Source organism: Arenicella sp. 4NH20-0111 (assembly GCF_040366405.1).
Lineage (GTDB): Bacteria > Pseudomonadota > Gammaproteobacteria > Arenicellales > Arenicellaceae > Arenicella.
Genome location: NZ_BAABWF010000014.1, coordinates 64,675 through 79,842 on the forward strand (window position 1 = coordinate 64,675; position 15,168 = coordinate 79,842).

The 15,168-nt window shown below is 45.2% G+C and carries 28 protein-coding genes; all 28 read right to left on the reverse strand.

The genetic code is table 11. The features are described from left to right. Positions 1 to 46 precede the first annotated feature (46 nt). Positions 47 to 466, reverse strand: a complete 420-nt coding sequence (gene rplQ, locus ABWW54_RS19155) for a 50S ribosomal protein L17 (RefSeq protein WP_353414715.1) — start codon at positions 464 to 466, stop codon at positions 47 to 49. Between the two features lie 22 nt (positions 467 to 488). After that, positions 489 to 1,478, reverse strand: a complete 990-nt coding sequence (locus tag ABWW54_RS19160) for a DNA-directed RNA polymerase subunit alpha (RefSeq protein ID WP_353414717.1) — start codon at positions 1,476 to 1,478, stop codon at positions 489 to 491. A 101-nt stretch (positions 1,479 to 1,579) separates the two neighbouring features. Further along, complete coding sequence (rpsD, locus tag ABWW54_RS19165; protein WP_353414719.1) at positions 1,580 to 2,203, reverse strand: 30S ribosomal protein S4; 624 nt, start codon at positions 2,201 to 2,203, stop codon at positions 1,580 to 1,582. A gap of 81 nt (positions 2,204 to 2,284) precedes the next feature. Further along, the gene (gene rpsK, locus ABWW54_RS19170) at positions 2,285 to 2,671 is read right to left on the reverse strand and encodes a 30S ribosomal protein S11 (protein WP_353414721.1); all 387 of its coding nucleotides are present in this window, start codon (positions 2,669 to 2,671) and stop codon (positions 2,285 to 2,287) included. A gap of 81 nt (positions 2,672 to 2,752) precedes the next feature. Beyond that, complete coding sequence (gene rpsM, locus ABWW54_RS19175) at positions 2,753 to 3,109, reverse strand: 30S ribosomal protein S13 (RefSeq protein ID WP_353414722.1); 357 nt, start codon at positions 3,107 to 3,109, stop codon at positions 2,753 to 2,755. A gap of 387 nt (positions 3,110 to 3,496) precedes the next feature. Further along, positions 3,497 to 3,610: a 50S ribosomal protein L36 gene (gene rpmJ, locus ABWW54_RS19180; protein ID WP_353414724.1), complete on the reverse strand. Its 114-nt coding sequence runs from the start codon at positions 3,608 to 3,610 to the stop codon at positions 3,497 to 3,499. A 41-nt stretch (positions 3,611 to 3,651) separates the two neighbouring features. Further along, entirely contained in the window at positions 3,652 to 5,016 is a 1,365-nt protein-coding gene (gene secY / locus ABWW54_RS19185; protein ID WP_353414726.1) for a preprotein translocase subunit SecY, read from the reverse strand. Between the two features lie 170 nt (positions 5,017 to 5,186). Beyond that, complete coding sequence (gene rplO, locus ABWW54_RS19190; protein WP_353414728.1) at positions 5,187 to 5,621, reverse strand: 50S ribosomal protein L15; 435 nt, start codon at positions 5,619 to 5,621, stop codon at positions 5,187 to 5,189. Positions 5,622 to 5,626: 5 nt separating this feature from the next. Beyond that, complete coding sequence (gene rpmD / locus ABWW54_RS19195; protein ID WP_353414730.1) at positions 5,627 to 5,815, reverse strand: 50S ribosomal protein L30; 189 nt, start codon at positions 5,813 to 5,815, stop codon at positions 5,627 to 5,629. A 36-nt stretch (positions 5,816 to 5,851) separates the two neighbouring features. Next, the gene (gene rpsE / locus ABWW54_RS19200) at positions 5,852 to 6,373 is read right to left on the reverse strand and encodes a 30S ribosomal protein S5 (protein WP_353414732.1); all 522 of its coding nucleotides are present in this window, start codon (positions 6,371 to 6,373) and stop codon (positions 5,852 to 5,854) included. A gap of 21 nt (positions 6,374 to 6,394) precedes the next feature. After that, positions 6,395 to 6,751, reverse strand: a complete 357-nt coding sequence (gene rplR, locus ABWW54_RS19205) for a 50S ribosomal protein L18 (RefSeq protein WP_353414734.1) — start codon at positions 6,749 to 6,751, stop codon at positions 6,395 to 6,397. A 14-nt stretch (positions 6,752 to 6,765) separates the two neighbouring features. Continuing rightward, the gene (gene rplF, locus ABWW54_RS19210; protein ID WP_353414736.1) at positions 6,766 to 7,299 is read right to left on the reverse strand and encodes a 50S ribosomal protein L6; all 534 of its coding nucleotides are present in this window, start codon (positions 7,297 to 7,299) and stop codon (positions 6,766 to 6,768) included. A 221-nt stretch (positions 7,300 to 7,520) separates the two neighbouring features. Then, a complete protein-coding gene (rpsH, locus tag ABWW54_RS19215) occupies positions 7,521 to 7,916 on the reverse strand; it encodes a 30S ribosomal protein S8 (RefSeq protein ID WP_353414769.1) in 396 nt (131 codons plus the stop codon). Between the two features lie 45 nt (positions 7,917 to 7,961). Continuing rightward, the gene (rpsN, locus tag ABWW54_RS19220) at positions 7,962 to 8,267 is read right to left on the reverse strand and encodes a 30S ribosomal protein S14 (RefSeq protein ID WP_353414738.1); all 306 of its coding nucleotides are present in this window, start codon (positions 8,265 to 8,267) and stop codon (positions 7,962 to 7,964) included. An 11-nt stretch (positions 8,268 to 8,278) separates the two neighbouring features. Further along, positions 8,279 to 8,821 carry a 50S ribosomal protein L5 gene (gene rplE / locus ABWW54_RS19225; protein ID WP_353414740.1) on the reverse strand — a complete coding sequence of 181 codons (543 nt, stop codon included), beginning with the start codon at positions 8,819 to 8,821 and terminating at the stop codon, positions 8,279 to 8,281. A gap of 14 nt (positions 8,822 to 8,835) precedes the next feature. After that, positions 8,836 to 9,150 carry a 50S ribosomal protein L24 gene (gene rplX / locus ABWW54_RS19230; RefSeq protein WP_353414742.1) on the reverse strand — a complete coding sequence of 105 codons (315 nt, stop codon included), beginning with the start codon at positions 9,148 to 9,150 and terminating at the stop codon, positions 8,836 to 8,838. Between the two features lie 24 nt (positions 9,151 to 9,174). Further along, on the reverse strand, positions 9,175 to 9,543 hold the full coding sequence (gene rplN / locus ABWW54_RS19235) for a 50S ribosomal protein L14 (RefSeq protein WP_353414744.1): 369 nt from the start codon (positions 9,541 to 9,543) through the stop codon (positions 9,175 to 9,177). A 63-nt stretch (positions 9,544 to 9,606) separates the two neighbouring features. Then, positions 9,607 to 9,867: a 30S ribosomal protein S17 gene (rpsQ, locus tag ABWW54_RS19240; RefSeq protein ID WP_353414746.1), complete on the reverse strand. Its 261-nt coding sequence runs from the start codon at positions 9,865 to 9,867 to the stop codon at positions 9,607 to 9,609. Positions 9,868 to 9,887: 20 nt separating this feature from the next. Beyond that, on the reverse strand, positions 9,888 to 10,094 hold the full coding sequence (rpmC, locus tag ABWW54_RS19245) for a 50S ribosomal protein L29 (protein WP_353414748.1): 207 nt from the start codon (positions 10,092 to 10,094) through the stop codon (positions 9,888 to 9,890). Positions 10,095 to 10,123: 29 nt separating this feature from the next. Next, positions 10,124 to 10,534, reverse strand: coding sequence for a 50S ribosomal protein L16 (rplP, locus tag ABWW54_RS19250; protein WP_353414750.1), 411 nt, complete (start codon positions 10,532 to 10,534; stop codon positions 10,124 to 10,126). Between the two features lie 25 nt (positions 10,535 to 10,559). Then, on the reverse strand, positions 10,560 to 11,237 hold the full coding sequence (gene rpsC / locus ABWW54_RS19255) for a 30S ribosomal protein S3 (protein WP_353414752.1): 678 nt from the start codon (positions 11,235 to 11,237) through the stop codon (positions 10,560 to 10,562). Beyond that, the gene (rplV, locus tag ABWW54_RS19260) at positions 11,237 to 11,584 is read right to left on the reverse strand and encodes a 50S ribosomal protein L22 (RefSeq protein WP_353414754.1); all 348 of its coding nucleotides are present in this window, start codon (positions 11,582 to 11,584) and stop codon (positions 11,237 to 11,239) included. Before rplV ends, rpsC begins: the two co-directional genes overlap by 1 nt. A gap of 18 nt (positions 11,585 to 11,602) precedes the next feature. Continuing rightward, on the reverse strand, positions 11,603 to 11,875 hold the full coding sequence (gene rpsS, locus ABWW54_RS19265) for a 30S ribosomal protein S19 (RefSeq protein ID WP_353414756.1): 273 nt from the start codon (positions 11,873 to 11,875) through the stop codon (positions 11,603 to 11,605). Positions 11,876 to 11,891: 16 nt separating this feature from the next. Beyond that, complete coding sequence (gene rplB / locus ABWW54_RS19270) at positions 11,892 to 12,716, reverse strand: 50S ribosomal protein L2 (RefSeq protein ID WP_353414757.1); 825 nt, start codon at positions 12,714 to 12,716, stop codon at positions 11,892 to 11,894. Between the two features lie 16 nt (positions 12,717 to 12,732). Then, positions 12,733 to 13,047 carry a 50S ribosomal protein L23 gene (gene rplW, locus ABWW54_RS19275; RefSeq protein WP_353414759.1) on the reverse strand — a complete coding sequence of 105 codons (315 nt, stop codon included), beginning with the start codon at positions 13,045 to 13,047 and terminating at the stop codon, positions 12,733 to 12,735. Then, positions 13,044 to 13,646 (reverse strand): 50S ribosomal protein L4, encoded by a 603-nt coding sequence (gene rplD / locus ABWW54_RS19280; protein ID WP_353414761.1) that lies wholly within the window; start codon positions 13,644 to 13,646, stop codon positions 13,044 to 13,046. Before rplD ends, rplW begins: the two co-directional genes overlap by 4 nt. 11 nt (positions 13,647 to 13,657) lie before the next feature. Beyond that, positions 13,658 to 14,299 carry a 50S ribosomal protein L3 gene (gene rplC, locus ABWW54_RS19285; RefSeq protein WP_353414763.1) on the reverse strand — a complete coding sequence of 214 codons (642 nt, stop codon included), beginning with the start codon at positions 14,297 to 14,299 and terminating at the stop codon, positions 13,658 to 13,660. 148 nt (positions 14,300 to 14,447) lie between these two features. Next, positions 14,448 to 14,765, reverse strand: coding sequence for a 30S ribosomal protein S10 (gene rpsJ / locus ABWW54_RS19290; protein ID WP_353414765.1), 318 nt, complete (start codon positions 14,763 to 14,765; stop codon positions 14,448 to 14,450). Positions 14,766 to 15,168 lie beyond the last annotated feature (403 nt).

Below are 15,168 nucleotides of genomic sequence, written 5' to 3' on the forward strand. Positions count from 1 at the left end.
CAAAAAAGCCCGCTCGAAGCGGGCTTCTTGAGAGAATCGACTACACTTAGGCAGCGTCATCTTCTTCAAAGTCTTCATCGTCCTCAAACAGCGCAGCGTGCGCTTCAAGATCGAAATCAACTAATTGAATGTATGCCATTGGAGCATTATCACCTGGTCGGTTGCCGCATTTTAAAATACGAGTATATCCACCTGGACGATCTTTCATGCGTTCGCCAATTTCGTCGAACAACTTAGCAACGATATCGCGATCACGCAATTTAGCAAATGCATTACGCTTATTAGCCAACGTACCGTCTTTTCCAAGCGTGATGATTGGTTCTACAAAGCGACGTAATTCCTTCGCCTTTGGTACCGTTGTTTTGATTTGTTCATGTCTTAGCAATGAAACCATCATATTGCGGAACATGGCTTGTCTGTGGCTCGAGTTACGATTGAACTGACGGCCTGATTTTCTATGTCTCATGACAGAAACCTATAGTCTGAAATTATTCTGAATCGACGCGCAGCGCGGCTGGCGGCCAATTTTGAAGTTGCATACCCAAAGACAAGCCACGTTGTGCTAACACGTCTTTGATCTCTGTGAGTGATTTTTTACCTAAATTCGGTGTTTTCATCAACTCAACCTCAGAGCGAAGCACCAAATCACCGATGTAATAAATGCTCTCTGCTTTCAAGCAATTTGCAGAGCGAACGGTTAGTTCCAACTCGTCTACAGGACGAAGTAAAACTGGATCTACTTCTGGCTCTTTCTCTTCTTGAGCTACCGCAGCAATTTCTTCCAAATTAACGAACACTTGAATCTGTTGACTCAATGCCGTTGCCGCTTTGCGAATAGCGTCTTCCGGGTCAATTGTGCCGTTGGTTTCAATATTCAACGTTAATTTGTCTAGATCTGTACGCTGCTCAACACGAGCATCATCTACCGAATACGATACTTTAGACACAGGGCTATAAGTAGCGTCTAAATGCATTAGACCTATCTCTTTATCTTCTGTATCACTCTTTCGTGCTTCCGAAACCTGATAACCTCGGCCACTTCGAACCGTAAGCTCCGCATGGAACCTAGCGTCCTTAGACAAATGAGCTATCACGTGATCAGGGTTAGCAATCTCAACGTCAGCCACTGTTTGGATATCGCCAGCAGTAAGTGTGCCTTCACCTGAGGCGCTTAAGGTAAGAGTCACAGGCTCATCAAATTCTTTCTTGATGGCTACGCCCTTTAAATTAAGCAAAATATCGATCACGTCTTCTTGAACGCCTTCGATCGAAGAATATTCATGAAGCACGCCGTCAATCTTCACTTCTGTAACAGCAGCGCCGGGAATACATGACAAAAGAATACGACGCAATGCGTTCCCTAATGTGTAACCAAAACCGCGTTCTAATGGCTCAATAACAACTCTAGAACGAACACCATCTTCAGTGTTCACATCGACAAAGCGAGGTGTTAATAGATGTTCAATAGTATCTGACATTTAAGCTTATCTCCGGTATCGCATGGCTCCTCTGGCGGAGCTCATGCATTGTCAAATTTGAGAAAAATCTTTGGGTATAACGTAATAGCGTAATAACGCTACTACTTTGAGTAAAGTGCGACCACCAACGACTCATCGATGTCGGCAGACAATTCACTACGTTCTGGAGCAGCCTTAAAAAGACCCTTCTTAGAAGCTGCGTCAACGTTCAACCAGTCTGGAATACCGATCTGTTGAGCGATCTCCAATGCGGAGGATATACGCAGTTGCTTTTTAGCCTTATCTCTAATTTCAATTTCGTCTCCAGCTTTAACCTGAAAAGATGGAATATTGACGATTTTTCCATTAACTTTGATCGACTTGTGGCTTACCAATTGACGTGCTTCTGCGCGTGTAACTGCGAACCCCATTCGATAAACTACATTGTCCAATCGAGATTCCAAAAGCGTCAACAAGTTTTCACCCGTTGAACCCTTAACTCGAGCTGCTTCAGCGTAATACGCTCGGAACTTTTTCTCTAGTACGCCATAGATACGACGTAGCTTCTGCTTTTCGCGAAGCTGCGTACCGTAAACAGAAGTACGAGGACGGCGAGCATTTGCACTCTGACCGGGGATCTTATCGATCTTACATTTTGACTCTAGCGAACGAGCTGGGCTTTTCAGGAACAAGTCCGTGCCTTCACGTCGCGCTAGCTTACAGGTTGGGCCTATATATCTTGCCATTGTCTTTAGTCTCTTTTATGTTGCTCTCGCACCGGTGTGGACCCCTGCAACGAAGCAGGAAAGAACGCCAGCGCAAACGGGTTATACGCGACGCTTCTTAGAAGGGCGACAACCATTGTGTGGGATTGGAGTTACATCAGTAATCTGTGTTACTTCAAATCCGCAATTATTCAATGCACGAACAGCTGATTCACGACCTGGGCCAGGGCCCTTTACGCGAACTTCAAGGTTCTTCATGCCGAATTCTTGTGCCATCTTTCCGCAGCGATCTGCAGCTACCTGAGCAGCGAACGGAGTACTTTTACGTGAACCACGAAAGCCAGAGCCACCTGCAGTAGTCCAACAAAGGGCATTTCCGTGACGATCACTGATTGTGATGATGGTGTTATTGAAAGAAGCTTGGATGTGCGCGATGCCATCCACGATATGCTTTTTAACTTTCTTCTTGGTCTTTGACTGTTTAGCCATAATTTAATATCTCAATACAAAAACAGATCTTCTACGACACTAACCAGAAATCACTCCAGCTCATGCCATTAAAGCTGGCGCTTAGCGCTTGATTGGTTTCCGCGGGCCCTTACGAGTACGCGCATTTGTTTTGGTACGTTGTCCACGCAGTGGCAGACCACGACGATGACGTAGGCCACGAAAGCACCCTAGATCCATCAATCTCTTGATGTTCATAGATACTTCACGACGTAGATCGCCTTCTACTTCAAACTTCGCAACTTCAGCACGAAGTTTTTCCGCTTCTGGTTCAGAAAGCTCATGCACCTTAGTTGTGCGCTCAATTCCAGCCGCGTCGCAAATGGCTTGCGAGCGAGTTTTTCCTATACCGTAAATCGACGTTAGAGCGATTTCGATATGTTTACTTGATGGTAGGTTAATACCTGCAATACGTGCCACTGTGTGTCTCCGGATGCTTGTCTATTTTAAAATTGGTGCCCCTACCGCCCCAATAAATAAGGGAAAAGGCAGCAATAGTGTTTTCAATACTCTCTTACGAGCCATGAAAGGCGCGCAAGGATACTCTAAATACGCTCTACCAATCAACCAATTCATGGCGAAAATCGGTAAAAAGCGTTCTGTTATAGCGAAACACGCTGTGAATCAAAAAGAGGCCAATACGACCGCGGTTTAGCGAAATCTGATTTGCTCGCTAAATCTTGATTTACTGAGTGTTTTAGCTTTTTAAATGCCAGTTATTTTGAAATAGGATGCCAGTGAAAGGTTTAAGCTACGTTTTACAATCTGTAGCTACTGCCTCAGTCTAACATCGAGCTCAAAATAAACTTAACCTTGACGCTGTTTATGACGTGGATCCGTACAGATCACACGAACAACACCTTTACGGCGAATAACTTTACAGTTACGGCAAATCTTTTTTACTGATGCGCGAACTTTCATTTTGAACCTCGTTTACAATTTCTATCTCTATTCCGAAAGGCTTAACGGCGACGTTTTCGTCCGCCACCACCAGGCTTTCCGGTCAGATTGGTTTTCTTCATCAAGCTTTCATACTGCTGAGACATCAGGTGAGACTGAACTTGCCCCATTAGATCCATGATAACAACAACAATAATCAGCAAAGACGTGCCGCCAAAGTAGAACGGCACATTATAATTTACGATTAACAACTCAGGTAACAAGCACACTATTGCTAAATAGATAGCACCAACCAACGTCAACTTGGAGACGACGCCATCAATGTATTTGGCAGTTTGCTGTCCCGGCCTGATACCTGGAACCAACGCACCCTGTTTCTTCAAATTTTCGGCAATTTCTTTTGGGTCAAACGTAAGAGCAGTGTAGAAGAATGCGAAAAACAGAATCATGCCTATATACAACAACGTATAGATAGGTTGACCCGGCTGCATCGCTGTCGAGATGTCTCGCAACACGCCAGACACACCACCCGCTTGTTCGCTTCCAAAGAAGCCAACCAAACTTGCAGGAAACAAAATAATACTTGAGGCAAATATAGGTGGGATGACTCCAGCCATATTCATCTTCAAAGGAAAATAGCTACTCGGCGCCTGCATAACCTTGTTGCCACGCTGCTGTCGTGCGTAGTTTACTGTGAGCCTTCGCTGTCCTCGTTCAACGAAAATAACGAAAGCAGTAACCACTAAAACAGCGGCAAGTAGAGCAACAACAAACAACGGCGAAAACTCTCCGTCACTTACCAATTGAAATGTTCCACCAAGAGCACTTGGCAAACCCGCCACGATACCTGCAAAGATTATAAGAGACATACCATTACCAATCCCGCGATCAGTAATTTGCTCTCCTAACCAGACCAAAAACATGGTTCCCGCTACCAAAGCCAACACACAAACAATCGTAAACTGAATGCCACCGATCAAAGCGATAGGTGCTCCATTTACCGTTTGAGTCTGAACAGTGCTGGCAATACCTAAAGCTTGAAACGTAGCCAAAACAACAGCAGCATAACGAGTCCACTTCTGAATCTTACGCCGACCAGACTCACCCTCTTGCTTTACTTGCTTCATCCGCGGCTCAACTGCGGTTAGCATTTGCATGATGATCGATGCCGAAATGTATGGCATAACGCCAAGCGCCATTACGGACAACCGTTGCAACGCTCCACCCGAAAATAAGTTCAACACATCGAAGATGCCTTGATTACTTTGATCGAAAAAAGCGGCCAGAGCCACGGGATCGATACCGGGTACTGGAATGTGTGTACCTAAACGGTAGACAACAAACGCACCGAGTACGAAACCAATTCGTGCCCAAAGTTCACCTAGTTTTCCTGAGCCGGCTAAAGCGGCTGCCTGTTCACGTGCCATAAGAATCCGTAGCTTTTCGTTATCTTTAAAAGCAAGCCAAAACTATATTGGCTGACTGAATAAGACTGTTTTGAGTATTGTTAGCTTGTGGGGATTGTTTGCAAAATTAAAAGCCCAATTACAACCGACAAGACGCTTCAGCCACATAGGATAAAGCGCCTCAGTGTAATCTAGACTTCTACTTTACCGCCAGCTGCTTCAATTGCTGCGATAGCGCCTTTAGTGGCACCAATACCTTGCAATGTAACCGCTTTTGTTAACTCTCCAGAGAGAACCACCTTGGCTCTAAGGTGACCGGCGTTGATTAGCCCAGCTTTACGCAATGCAGCTAAATCAACGATCTCACCTTCAACCAACCCAAGCTCGTGCAAACGGATTTCAGCCATATTTTTAGACATAGCTGAGCGGAATCCACGCTTTGGTAAGCGGCGTTGAATAGGCATTTGACCGCCTTCAAAACCAATTTGGACTTTACCACCTGTTCGTGATTTTTGCCCTTTGTGGCCACGGCCACAAGTCTTTCCTGTACCAGAACCAATGCCGCGACCAACGCGTTTACGCGCGTGCTTAGCACCTTCTGCAGGCTTAATAGTATTTAAACGCATAGTCTTTATACCTCTTCCCAGTTTAGAAGATAGGATACTTTGTTGATCATGCCGCGGTTTTCAGGTGTATCAATTACCTCAACCGTATGATGCATACGTCGCAAACCTAGGCCTTTGACACAAGCAAGGTGCTTTTTGCCACGACCGAACATGCTCTTAACCAAGGTTACTTTGATTTTCTTTTCGTTAGCCATTTGTCTATACCGAATTGAATTGAAGAAGCCAGAGGCTTACTCCATGATTTCTTTAACGGACTTACCGCGCTTAGCAGCAACCGACTCAGGACTATTGATTGAACGCAATCCTTTGATTGTTGCGCGAACAACATTCACAGGGTTAGTTGAACCAATGCACTTTGCCAATACGTCTTTAACGCCTGCTGCCTCAAAAACGGCACGCATCGTACCACCAGCAATAATTCCCGTACCAGCCGAAGCTGGACGCATCACAACGGTTGAACCCGCGTGAGTTGCAACAACAGGATATTGAAGAGTTCCATTAACCAAGTGAACTTTTTTCATTTCACGTCGTCCAGACTCCATTGCTTTTGATACGGCTAGAGGGACTTCTTTTGACTTGCCTCGACCAATGCCGATGCTGCCCTTACCATCACCTACTACAGTTAGCGCTGAGAAACCGAATATACGTCCACCTTTTACAACTTTTGCAACGCGACGAACGTTAATAAGTTGTTCTAAGCTCTCGTCTACAGGTTCACGATCGTTACGATTATTTCTTTTTGGACCAGCCATGATTATCTCCTGGTAAACCGTTTATAGCTTCAGACCGGCTTCGCGAGCGGCCTCAGCAAGTGCTTTTACACGACCATGGTAACGAAAACCCGATCGATCGAATGCTACTGATTCAACACCAGCCTTTTTAGCTAGTTCAGCAATTTGCTTGCCCACGACAGCGGCAGCGGCACAATTGCTGGTATTCTTCACTTCTTTCTTAACACCCGCGTCAAGAGTTGAAACTGCGGCTAACACCTTACCGCCAGTCTCATCAATTACCTGAGCATATATGTGCTGAGAAGTACGGTGTACCGACAGACGTTGAACGCCTTGACGTGCGATCTTAGCGCGCAATTTACGAGCGCGACGCATACGTGATTGTTTTTTATCTTTCATATCAAACTCCCCGATTACTTCTTCTTAGCTTGCTTACGCAATACATATTCATCGGTATAACGAACTCCTTTACCTTTATAAGGCTCCGGTGGACGGTACGCTCGGATCTCAGCGGCCACTTGGCCTACTTTTTGCTTATCAATACCATTAACAACAATTTCTGTGTTGCTAGGAGTAGCCACAGTGATACCGGTAGGCACTTCATAAACGACTGGGTGAGAAAAGCCTAAGGTAAGATTTAATTTCTGACCTTGAGCTTGTGCACGATAACCAACACCAATAATTGACAACTTCTTTTCGAAGCCAGTCGTAACACCGGTCACCATGTTATTAACCAGAGCACGGGTGGTACCCGCAAGCGCAACCGCTTGCTTACTCTTTTCATTTGCGGAAACCTTTAATTGAGCTTCCTCTTGCTTTACAGAGACAAGTTCGTGGACATTCCACTCTAACTCGCCCTTAGAGCCTTTCACCTTAACAAGCTGACCATTAAGCGTCACTTCGACGCCACTGGGCAAGCTAACTGGTGCATTTGCTATTCTAGACATTATAAAAATCTCGATTAATGCAGCCTCAGCACTTTTTGGGCGCCGATGCTTACTTAACATTTAACTAAATCACTACTTGCGCAAAAAGCCCCTGACTAAAATCAGAGGCTAAACACTGTTTCGGAACCCCGTATTCTATTTTTAAAGACGAATCTGTTAAAACTAGAACGTAGACTCTCAGCAGGCTGGTGATCTCCACCAGCAATGTTGGCAGTCGCTCTTTAGCTTACTGAACAAAGAATCTCACCGCCCACACCGGCACTACGTGCAGCGCGATCGGTCATAATTCCCTTACTGGTTGAAACAATGGCAATACCTAAGCCACCGTTTACTTGAGGAAGCTCTGTTGCGCTTTTATAAACACGCAAACCTGGCTTACTCACACGTTGGATGCTCTCAATTACAGGAGTTCCTTCGTAATACTTTAATTTGATAGTCAAAGAAGGCTTACCTTCTTCTTCTGATGCGTCAAAGCCTTCGATATATCCTTCGTCAAGAAGAACCTTCGCTATGGCAGTTTTGACCTTCGAAGCTGGAAGAGTCAACGCAATTTTCTCAGCATGGTGCGCGTTGCGGATGCGAGTTAAAAGATCCGCGATTGGGTCTGTCATCATGATGCTGTACCGTCTCTATTATGTTTTATCTGAGGTTATCAAAGCGCCTTACCAGCTAGCTTTGGTAACGCCCGGCGCTTGGCCTTTAAGAATGATTTCACGAAGTTTGTTACGACTCAAACCGAACTTACGATAGTAGCCATGAGGGCGACCAGTTAAAGCACAACGATTTCGTTGACGAGTTTTACCTGAATCGCGAGGAAGCTTCTGCAAAGCAATCATCGCATCCCACTTATCGTCATAATCAGCTTCTTGATTGCTAACAACCGCTTTAAGTTCTTCTCGACGAACTTGAAGACGCTTGTTTAGCTTAGTACGTTTCGCTTCGCGAGCGATCATAGATTTCTTAGCCATAGCCCTGTTCTCTATTTAGTCTTAAGAGGAAAATTAAAACCGCGTAGCAATGCTTCGGCTTCCTCGTTGGTTGCTGCACTAGTAGTAATTGTCACATCCATACCGCGTAATGCGTCAACTTTATCGTAATCGATCTCGGGGAACACTATTTGCTCCTTAAGACCAAACGTGTAATTCCCACGTCCATCAAACGATTTCAAATTCAATCCACGAAAATCACGTATACGTGGGATCGCGATTGTAATCAAACGGTCAAGAAATTCATACATCCGATCGCGACGAAGATTAACTTTCGCACCGATTGGCCAGCCATCACGAACTTTAAAGCCCGCAACAGATTTTCTTGCTAATGTAACCACTGGCTTTTGACCGGTGATTTTCTCAAGATCAGCCACTGCATGCTCGATGATTTTCTTATTTCCAATTGCTTCACCTAACCCCATATTGATGGAAATCATGGTGATGCGAGGAATCTGCATCGCACTCGGAAACTCGAATTTCTCTTGCAATTGAGGAACTACATTCTTTACGTAATGTTCTTGCAATCTAGTCATTATTGAATACCTACTTATGCGTCGACTTTAGAGCCGTCGCTTTTGAATACGCGGTGCTTGTCTTTACCTTCACCTTCAATGCGAGCTTTGTCCGCTTTGCTAGTATTAGGATTCAACAACGCAATGTTTGACATTTGGATAGGAGCTTCTTTCGTAAGAATGCCTCCAGCGACACCAGCCATTGGATTGGCTTTCGTGTGCTTTTTCACCAAATTAACATCATTTACCAGGGCACGGCCGTCGGTCATAATCTGAAGAACTGTTCCAGTTTTGCCTTTATCTCGACCTGTCGTTACGATCACTTGATCGCCTTTTTTAATCTTGTTCATGGTTTTACCTTTCTAGGATGGTCTCTATAGCACTTCTGGCGCTAAAGAAACGATTTTCATGAAATTGTCGCCACGCAACTCGCGAGTTACAGGACCAAAGATACGCGTACCCATTGGTTGTCTTGATGCATTCAAGATAACCGCAGCATTCTTATCAAAACGGATCACAGAACCGTCTGGACGTCTCACACCTTTACGGGTGCGAACAATAACTGCATCGTAAACCGCGCCTTTCTTTACGCGTGAGTTTGGCAATGCTTCTTTGACACTTACTTTAATTACGTCACCGATACCGGCGTAGCGTCGTTTAGAACCACCCAACACTTTGATACACATAACTTTACGTGCACCACTGTTGTCAGCCACTTCTAAAATACTTTGCATTTGAATCATGGTGTTACTCCAATTCTATTCAGTGCTTGTTATTCGATTTATTTGGTTTGTTAATGCTGCTGACTAAACGACAATCGCTTTTTCAACAACTTTAACCAAACGCCATGATTTGTTTTTCGACAATGGTCGACACTCTTCGATCACAACGGTGTCGCCTTCGCCACACTCGTTAGTTTCGTCGTGCGCCAAAAATTTTGTCGATTTACGAATATATTTTCCGTACAAAGGGTGCTTTTCACGACGCTCAACCATCACCGAGATAGTCTTCTCAGCTTTGTTGCTAACGACCTTACCTTCTACGGTACGTGCTGTTTGTTCAGTCATTTGTGTAACCTCTGTCCGGATTAAGCCGAAGCGGCTTGTTCGTTCAAAATAGTCTTAATGCGAGCTACTTCACGACGAATTTCTTTAAAACGCGCGGTGTTGCTCAGCTGACCAGTTCCTCGTTGCATACGTAGGTTAAATTCTTCCTTACGTAGCTCAACAAGTTCGTCTTTAAGCTCTTGCGCTGATTTAGCGCGAAGAGCCGTTGCTTTAGTTTCAGTTGCCATGTTTTATCTTCTCTCTGCAAACCGTCTTACTAGACGGCCCGCTTAACAAATTTACATTTGAAAGGAAGCTTGGCAGCCGCCAACTTGAACGCCTCGACAGCAAGCTCTTCGCTAACGCCTTGCAATTCATACAACATTTGACCTGGCTTAACTTCCATAACCCAAAATTCAGGGTTACCTTTACCTTTACCCATTCGAACTTCGAGTGGTTTCTTTGAAATCGGCTTATCAGGGAATACTCGAATCCAGACTCGGCCACCACGTTTAATGTGACGAGTAATGGTTCTACGAGCAGCCTCAATTTGACGAGAAGTCATGCGACCTCGGGTCGTTGCCTGAAGACCGAATTCTCCGAAGCTCACCTTGTTACCAGTGTGAGCTAGACCGCGGTTACGCCCTTTATGCGCTTTGCGGAATTTGGTACGTTTTGGTAATAACATTTCTTTCTACCTCTGCCTTCGCCAGCTAGCTTTTAGCTGGAGCGGCTTCTTCAGAAGAAGCAACGCTGTTGATTGGTTGGAAAACTTCGCCTTTGAAGATCCAAACTTTCACGCCGATGATGCCGTAAGTAGTCAACGCTTCGCTTGTCGCGTAGTCGATGTCTGCGCGAAGCGTATGTAATGGAACTCTACCTTCACGGTACCACTCAGTACGTGCTATTTCAGCGCCGTTCAAACGACCTGAAATCATTACTTTTACACCTTGTGCACCGGCTCTCATTGCTGACTGAACAGCGCGTTTCATAGCTCGACGAAACATAACTCGCTTCTCTAGCTGCTGACATATGCCATCAGCTACGAGCTTCGAATCAGTTTCAGGCTTACGCACTTCTTCAACTGACAATTGAGTTGGAAGGCCCGTCATCGCCGTAATAGCTTTACGCATACGATCAATGTCTTCGCCTTTTTTACCAATCACGATGCCTGGGCGAGCTGTGTGAATAATTACATTGATGTTTTGCGCAGGACGCTCAATCGTAATATCACTCACAGCGGCATTCTTAAGCTTTTTCAACAAGAACTCTCGAACTTGTAGATCCTGAATTAAGAACTTCGAGTAGTCTTGCTTATCGGCGTACCATTTGGCGTTGAAGTCTTTAACAATGCCTAAACGTAAACCGTTTGGTTGTACTTTTTGACCCATTACTGGCCTCCCGCTAATTCGTCACTAACCTGTACAGTGATGTGACTAGAACGTTTCAAAATTCCGAATGCACGACCTTTTGCTCGGGGGCGCATACGCTTCATGGTTGGACCTTCGTCAACAAAACACTTGGAGACAAACAACTCGTCAATGTCTGCACTTTCATTGTGCTCGGCATTGGCAATTGCTGACTCTAAAGTCTTCATGACTAGGTTAGATGCTTTTGTCTCACTGAAAGAGAGAATTTCAAGCGCTCGAGCAACCGATTTGCCGCGAATCAAGTCCACTGCTAATCGTGCTTTTTGCGGTGAAATGCGTATATTTTTCGCTGTAGCTTTAACTTGCATAACTATTTTCTCCCCGTCCTAGCGGCCTTTTTTATCAGCAATATGGCCTTTGAAAGTCCGCGTTGGTGAAAACTCACCCAACTTGTGACCAACCATATTCTCTGAAATCAACACAGGTACGTGTTGACGACCGTTGTGAACCGCAATCGTTAAGCCTACAAATTCAGGCATAATCATGCTGCGACGTGACCAAGTTTTAATAGGCTTGCGATCATTAGCTGCGCGCGCCTTTTCAACTTTTGCCCATAGGTGATGATCTACGAATGGACCTTTTTTAATTGAACGTGCCATAGTATCTCTCTAGCCCCTATTTCTTACGACGACGAATTATCATCTTGTCGCTTCGTTTGTTGTGACGAGTACGGTAACCCTTAGTTGGTACACCAGTCGGCGACACTGGATGACGACCACCCGATGTACGACCTTCACCACCACCATGCGGGTGATCAACTGGGTTCATTGCCACACCACGAACGGTAGGACGAATACCACGCCAGCGCTTTGCACCAGCTTTACCAAGCTTACGCAGAGAGTGCTCTGAATTACCTACTTCACCAAGCGTTGCGCGACACTCTAAAAGCACCTTACGCATCTCACCAGAACGAAGGCGTATTTGAGCATATTTACCCTCTTTACCTACGAACTGGATAGAAGTACCAGCAGAACGAGCAAGCTGCCCACCTTTACCAGGCTTAAGTTCCACATTGTGTACAACAGAACCTACTGGAATATTGCGCAATGGCAACGTATTACCAACCGCGATTGGAGCATCTATACCTGAAATTACGCTATCGCCTGCATTCAAGCCCTTAGGCGCCAAAATATAACGACGTTCGCCGTCTGCATAGCACAATAGTGCCAAATGAGCGCTACGATTTGGGTCATATTCCAAACGCTCTACCTTTGCAGGAATGGCGTCTTTATTACGACGAAAATCTATAACACGATATTTACGCTTATGACCACCACCTCGGTGACGGACAGTGATGCGACCTACATTATTACGACCACTTGTTGCGCGCTTCGACTCAAGTAGAGGCTTATAGCCTTCTCCCTTGTGTAGATCCGAGTTAACTACTCGAACCGTTCCACGGCGACCGGGTGAGGTAGGTTTTAACTTTACCAATGCCATTTTAATTACCTAAAGATTAAGCTTGAAATTCAGCGAAGTCGATGTCGCTACCTTCTTTCAAGCGGATGTATGCTTTTCTGCGATCGTTTCGCTTACCAATAGACTTACCAAAACGCTTGGTTTTGCCTTTGACATTCAAAACGCGAACCGACTCAACTTCAACTCCGTCAAACGCCAGCTCAATAGCTGCTTTAACGTCGCTTCTAGTAGCAGTGTTTGCAACATAGAAAACTGCTTGACCGTCTTGCTCTGCTGCACGAGTGCTTTTCTCAGTCACAACTGGGGCAAGCAACACCTGAAACAATTGATCATTAGTTAGCTTTGAGCTCATGCTAATTTCTCCTCAATTTGCTTTATCGCTTCGGAGGTAACAACAACCTTATCGAATCCGATTAAGCTAACAGGGTTAATTTCGTCTGCACCCAAGATACCAACGTGGTACAGATTGCGAGAAGCCATTTCCAAGTTCTCATCGAACTCATGCGTAATGACCAACACGTCATCAAGCTTTAGCTCAGTCATTTTTGCAACGACTTGCTTTGTTTTAGGCTCACTCACGCTAAAGTCATCCGACACAACAAGACGTTCTTGGCGAACCAACTCGGACAAAATTGAACGCATAGCGGCACGATAGGCCTTACGGTTCATTTTATGAGAGAAATCTTGATTGACGGCAGGAAAAGTCTTACCACCACCACGCCAAATTGGGCTTCGTGATGTACCAGCTCGTGCTCGGCCAGTACCTTTTTGACGCCACGGCTTCGCTCCGCCACCAGAAACCGCTGAACGATTCTTCTGACCACGAGTACCTTGTCGCGCTCCAGCTTGGAAAGCCGTAACGGCTTGATGAATCAATGCTTCATTGTAGTCAGCGCCAAAAATAGCCTCTGACACACTCAAAGCTGATCCGTTAGTTTGTTTTAGTTCCATGATTAGACCCTCTACTTCTTAGCTTTAACAGAAGGCTTAATGATCACGCTTCCGCCCTTTGACCCAGGCACAGAACCCTTAACCAAAAGCACATTGCGCTCAGCATCAACTCGAACAACTTCAAGGCCCTGCTGGGTGCGTTTGCGCGCCCCCATGTGACCACCCATCTTCTTACCTTTGAAGACTTTACCGGGGTCCTGACATTGACCTGTAGATCCAAGCGAGCGGTGAGAAATCGAAACACCGTGAGTAGCGCGCAAACCGCCAAACCCCCAACGTTTGATACCACCAGCAAAACCTTTACCAATTGAAGTGCCTTGCACATCAACTTTTTGACCAGCTTCGAAGAGATCTACGTTAATCTCTGAACCCACTTCTAGCTCAGCAGCAGAAGCGTCAACGCGAAACTCAGTCATACGCGCACCAGGTGCAACGTTTGCCTTCGCATAATGTCCTGCCAACGCCTTAGAGACTCGATTAGCTTTACGCTCACCTGATGCAACTTGCACCGCCTCATAACCGTCAGTCTCGACTGTTTTTACTTGTGTGACACGGTTAGTAGCTACTTCCACAACCGTAACAGGCACCGAGCGTCCATCTTCTTGAAAGACGCGCGTCATGCCTATTTTTTGTCCAATTAATCCAAGTGACATTTTTCTATCGACTCTTTTTAAAGTTATTGTTTTATTTAACTAGCGAGTGTGAGAGGTACTTAAGCTGACCAACAACAAACGTTGAGACCAGAAAAAAATGAGTACATCACTACTTCTACCTAAAGACCCCACCCTTAAGGGCGGACGCTTAGTTAACCTTAATTTCTACGTCTACGCCTGCGGCTAAGTCCAAACGCATCAACGCGTCAACGGTCTTATCAGTCGGCTCAACGATATCTACAATTCTCTTGTGCGTACGCACTTCAAATTGATCTCGCGCCTTCTTGTTCACGTGAGGTGAACGCAAAAGAGTGAGACGTTCGATTCGAGTTGGCAAAGGAATTGGGCCACACACTAACGCACCTGTGCGCTTAGCTGTGTCAACAATCTCTTGTGCTGAACGATCAATCATTCTGTGATCAAACGCTTTCAATCGAATGCGGATTTTTTGGTTTTCAACGCTCATAGTTAACCTATAAATTCAATGAACTTGCTCTAGCTTTCACACCCTCCTTGAGGAAGGCAACATTGAGCAACTAAAGCTATCTAAATTAGCTGAAAATCTGCTCTAAATTCTAACCCAAATCACGCTCAAGGCATGCTGGGGCGCGGAGTGTACCTAAACCCGAAAAGAAAAGATACACTTCGATTGCAACTTCCCGCTTTTATACGGAAAGTTTTCCAAATTTAGAATGAAATTCAGCCGTCTTTTATTGCTCGCCTTGAATCCAGATATAACTCAGAGATTCAAAGCAAGATACTCATGCAATCCAGCTCATTCAAGACGATGATCTAATGCGCCATAGGTGCCTAGCACCAACACATCAAAACCACCACCATAAGAGCCAGATAGAACTGAGATTTACTAG

Excerpts from the sequence above, each read along its gene's own strand:
- rplQ (WP_353414715.1), bottom strand. The coding sequence starts at position 466 with ATGAGACATAGAAAATCAGGCCGTCAGTTCAATCGTAACTCGAGCCAC.
- ABWW54_RS19160 (WP_353414717.1), bottom strand. The coding sequence starts at position 1,478 with ATGTCAGATACTATTGAACATCTATTAACACCTCGCTTTGTCGATGTG.
- rpsD (WP_353414719.1), bottom strand. The coding sequence starts at position 2,203 with ATGGCAAGATATATAGGCCCAACCTGTAAGCTAGCGCGACGTGAAGGC.
- rpsK (WP_353414721.1), bottom strand. The coding sequence starts at position 2,671 with ATGGCTAAACAGTCAAAGACCAAGAAGAAAGTTAAAAAGCATATCGTG.
- rpmJ (WP_353414724.1), bottom strand. The coding sequence starts at position 3,610 with ATGAAAGTTCGCGCATCAGTAAAAAAGATTTGCCGTAACTGTAAAGTT.
- secY (WP_353414726.1), bottom strand. The coding sequence starts at position 5,016 with ATGGCACGTGAACAGGCAGCCGCTTTAGCCGGCTCAGGAAAACTAGGT.
- rplO (WP_353414728.1), bottom strand. The coding sequence starts at position 5,621 with ATGCGTTTAAATACTATTAAGCCTGCAGAAGGTGCTAAGCACGCGCGT.
- rpmD (WP_353414730.1), bottom strand. The coding sequence starts at position 5,815 with ATGGCTAACGAAAAGAAAATCAAAGTAACCTTGGTTAAGAGCATGTTC.
- rpsE (WP_353414732.1), bottom strand. The coding sequence starts at position 6,373 with ATGGCTGGTCCAAAAAGAAATAATCGTAACGATCGTGAACCTGTAGAC.
- rplR (WP_353414734.1), bottom strand. The coding sequence starts at position 6,751 with ATGAAAGATAAAAAACAATCACGTATGCGTCGCGCTCGTAAATTGCGC.
- rplF (WP_353414736.1), bottom strand. The coding sequence starts at position 7,299 with ATGTCTAGAATAGCAAATGCACCAGTTAGCTTGCCCAGTGGCGTCGAA.
- rpsN (WP_353414738.1), bottom strand. The coding sequence starts at position 8,267 with ATGGCTAAGAAATCTATGATCGCTCGCGAAGCGAAACGTACTAAGCTA.
- rplE (WP_353414740.1), bottom strand. The coding sequence starts at position 8,821 with ATGACTAGATTGCAAGAACATTACGTAAAGAATGTAGTTCCTCAATTG.
- rplX (WP_353414742.1), bottom strand. The coding sequence starts at position 9,150 with ATGAACAAGATTAAAAAAGGCGATCAAGTGATCGTAACGACAGGTCGA.
- rplN (WP_353414744.1), bottom strand. The coding sequence starts at position 9,543 with ATGATTCAAATGCAAAGTATTTTAGAAGTGGCTGACAACAGTGGTGCA.
- rpsQ (WP_353414746.1), bottom strand. The coding sequence starts at position 9,867 with ATGACTGAACAAACAGCACGTACCGTAGAAGGTAAGGTCGTTAGCAAC.
- rpmC (WP_353414748.1), bottom strand. The coding sequence starts at position 10,094 with ATGGCAACTGAAACTAAAGCAACGGCTCTTCGCGCTAAATCAGCGCAA.
- rplP (WP_353414750.1), bottom strand. The coding sequence starts at position 10,534 with ATGTTATTACCAAAACGTACCAAATTCCGCAAAGCGCATAAAGGGCGT.
- rpsC (WP_353414752.1), bottom strand. The coding sequence starts at position 11,237 with ATGGGTCAAAAAGTACAACCAAACGGTTTACGTTTAGGCATTGTTAAA.
- rplV (WP_353414754.1), bottom strand. The coding sequence starts at position 11,584 with ATGCAAGTTAAAGCTACAGCGAAAAATATACGCATTTCACCGCAAAAA.
- rpsS (WP_353414756.1), bottom strand. The coding sequence starts at position 11,875 with ATGGCACGTTCAATTAAAAAAGGTCCATTCGTAGATCATCACCTATGG.
- rplB (WP_353414757.1), bottom strand. The coding sequence starts at position 12,716 with ATGGCATTGGTAAAGTTAAAACCTACCTCACCCGGTCGCCGTGGAACG.
- rplW (WP_353414759.1), bottom strand. The coding sequence starts at position 13,047 with ATGAGCTCAAAGCTAACTAATGATCAATTGTTTCAGGTGTTGCTTGCC.
- rplD (WP_353414761.1), bottom strand. The coding sequence starts at position 13,646 with ATGGAACTAAAACAAACTAACGGATCAGCTTTGAGTGTGTCAGAGGCT.
- rplC (WP_353414763.1), bottom strand. The coding sequence starts at position 14,299 with ATGTCACTTGGATTAATTGGACAAAAAATAGGCATGACGCGCGTCTTT.
- rpsJ (WP_353414765.1), bottom strand. The coding sequence starts at position 14,765 with ATGAGCGTTGAAAACCAAAAAATCCGCATTCGATTGAAAGCGTTTGAT.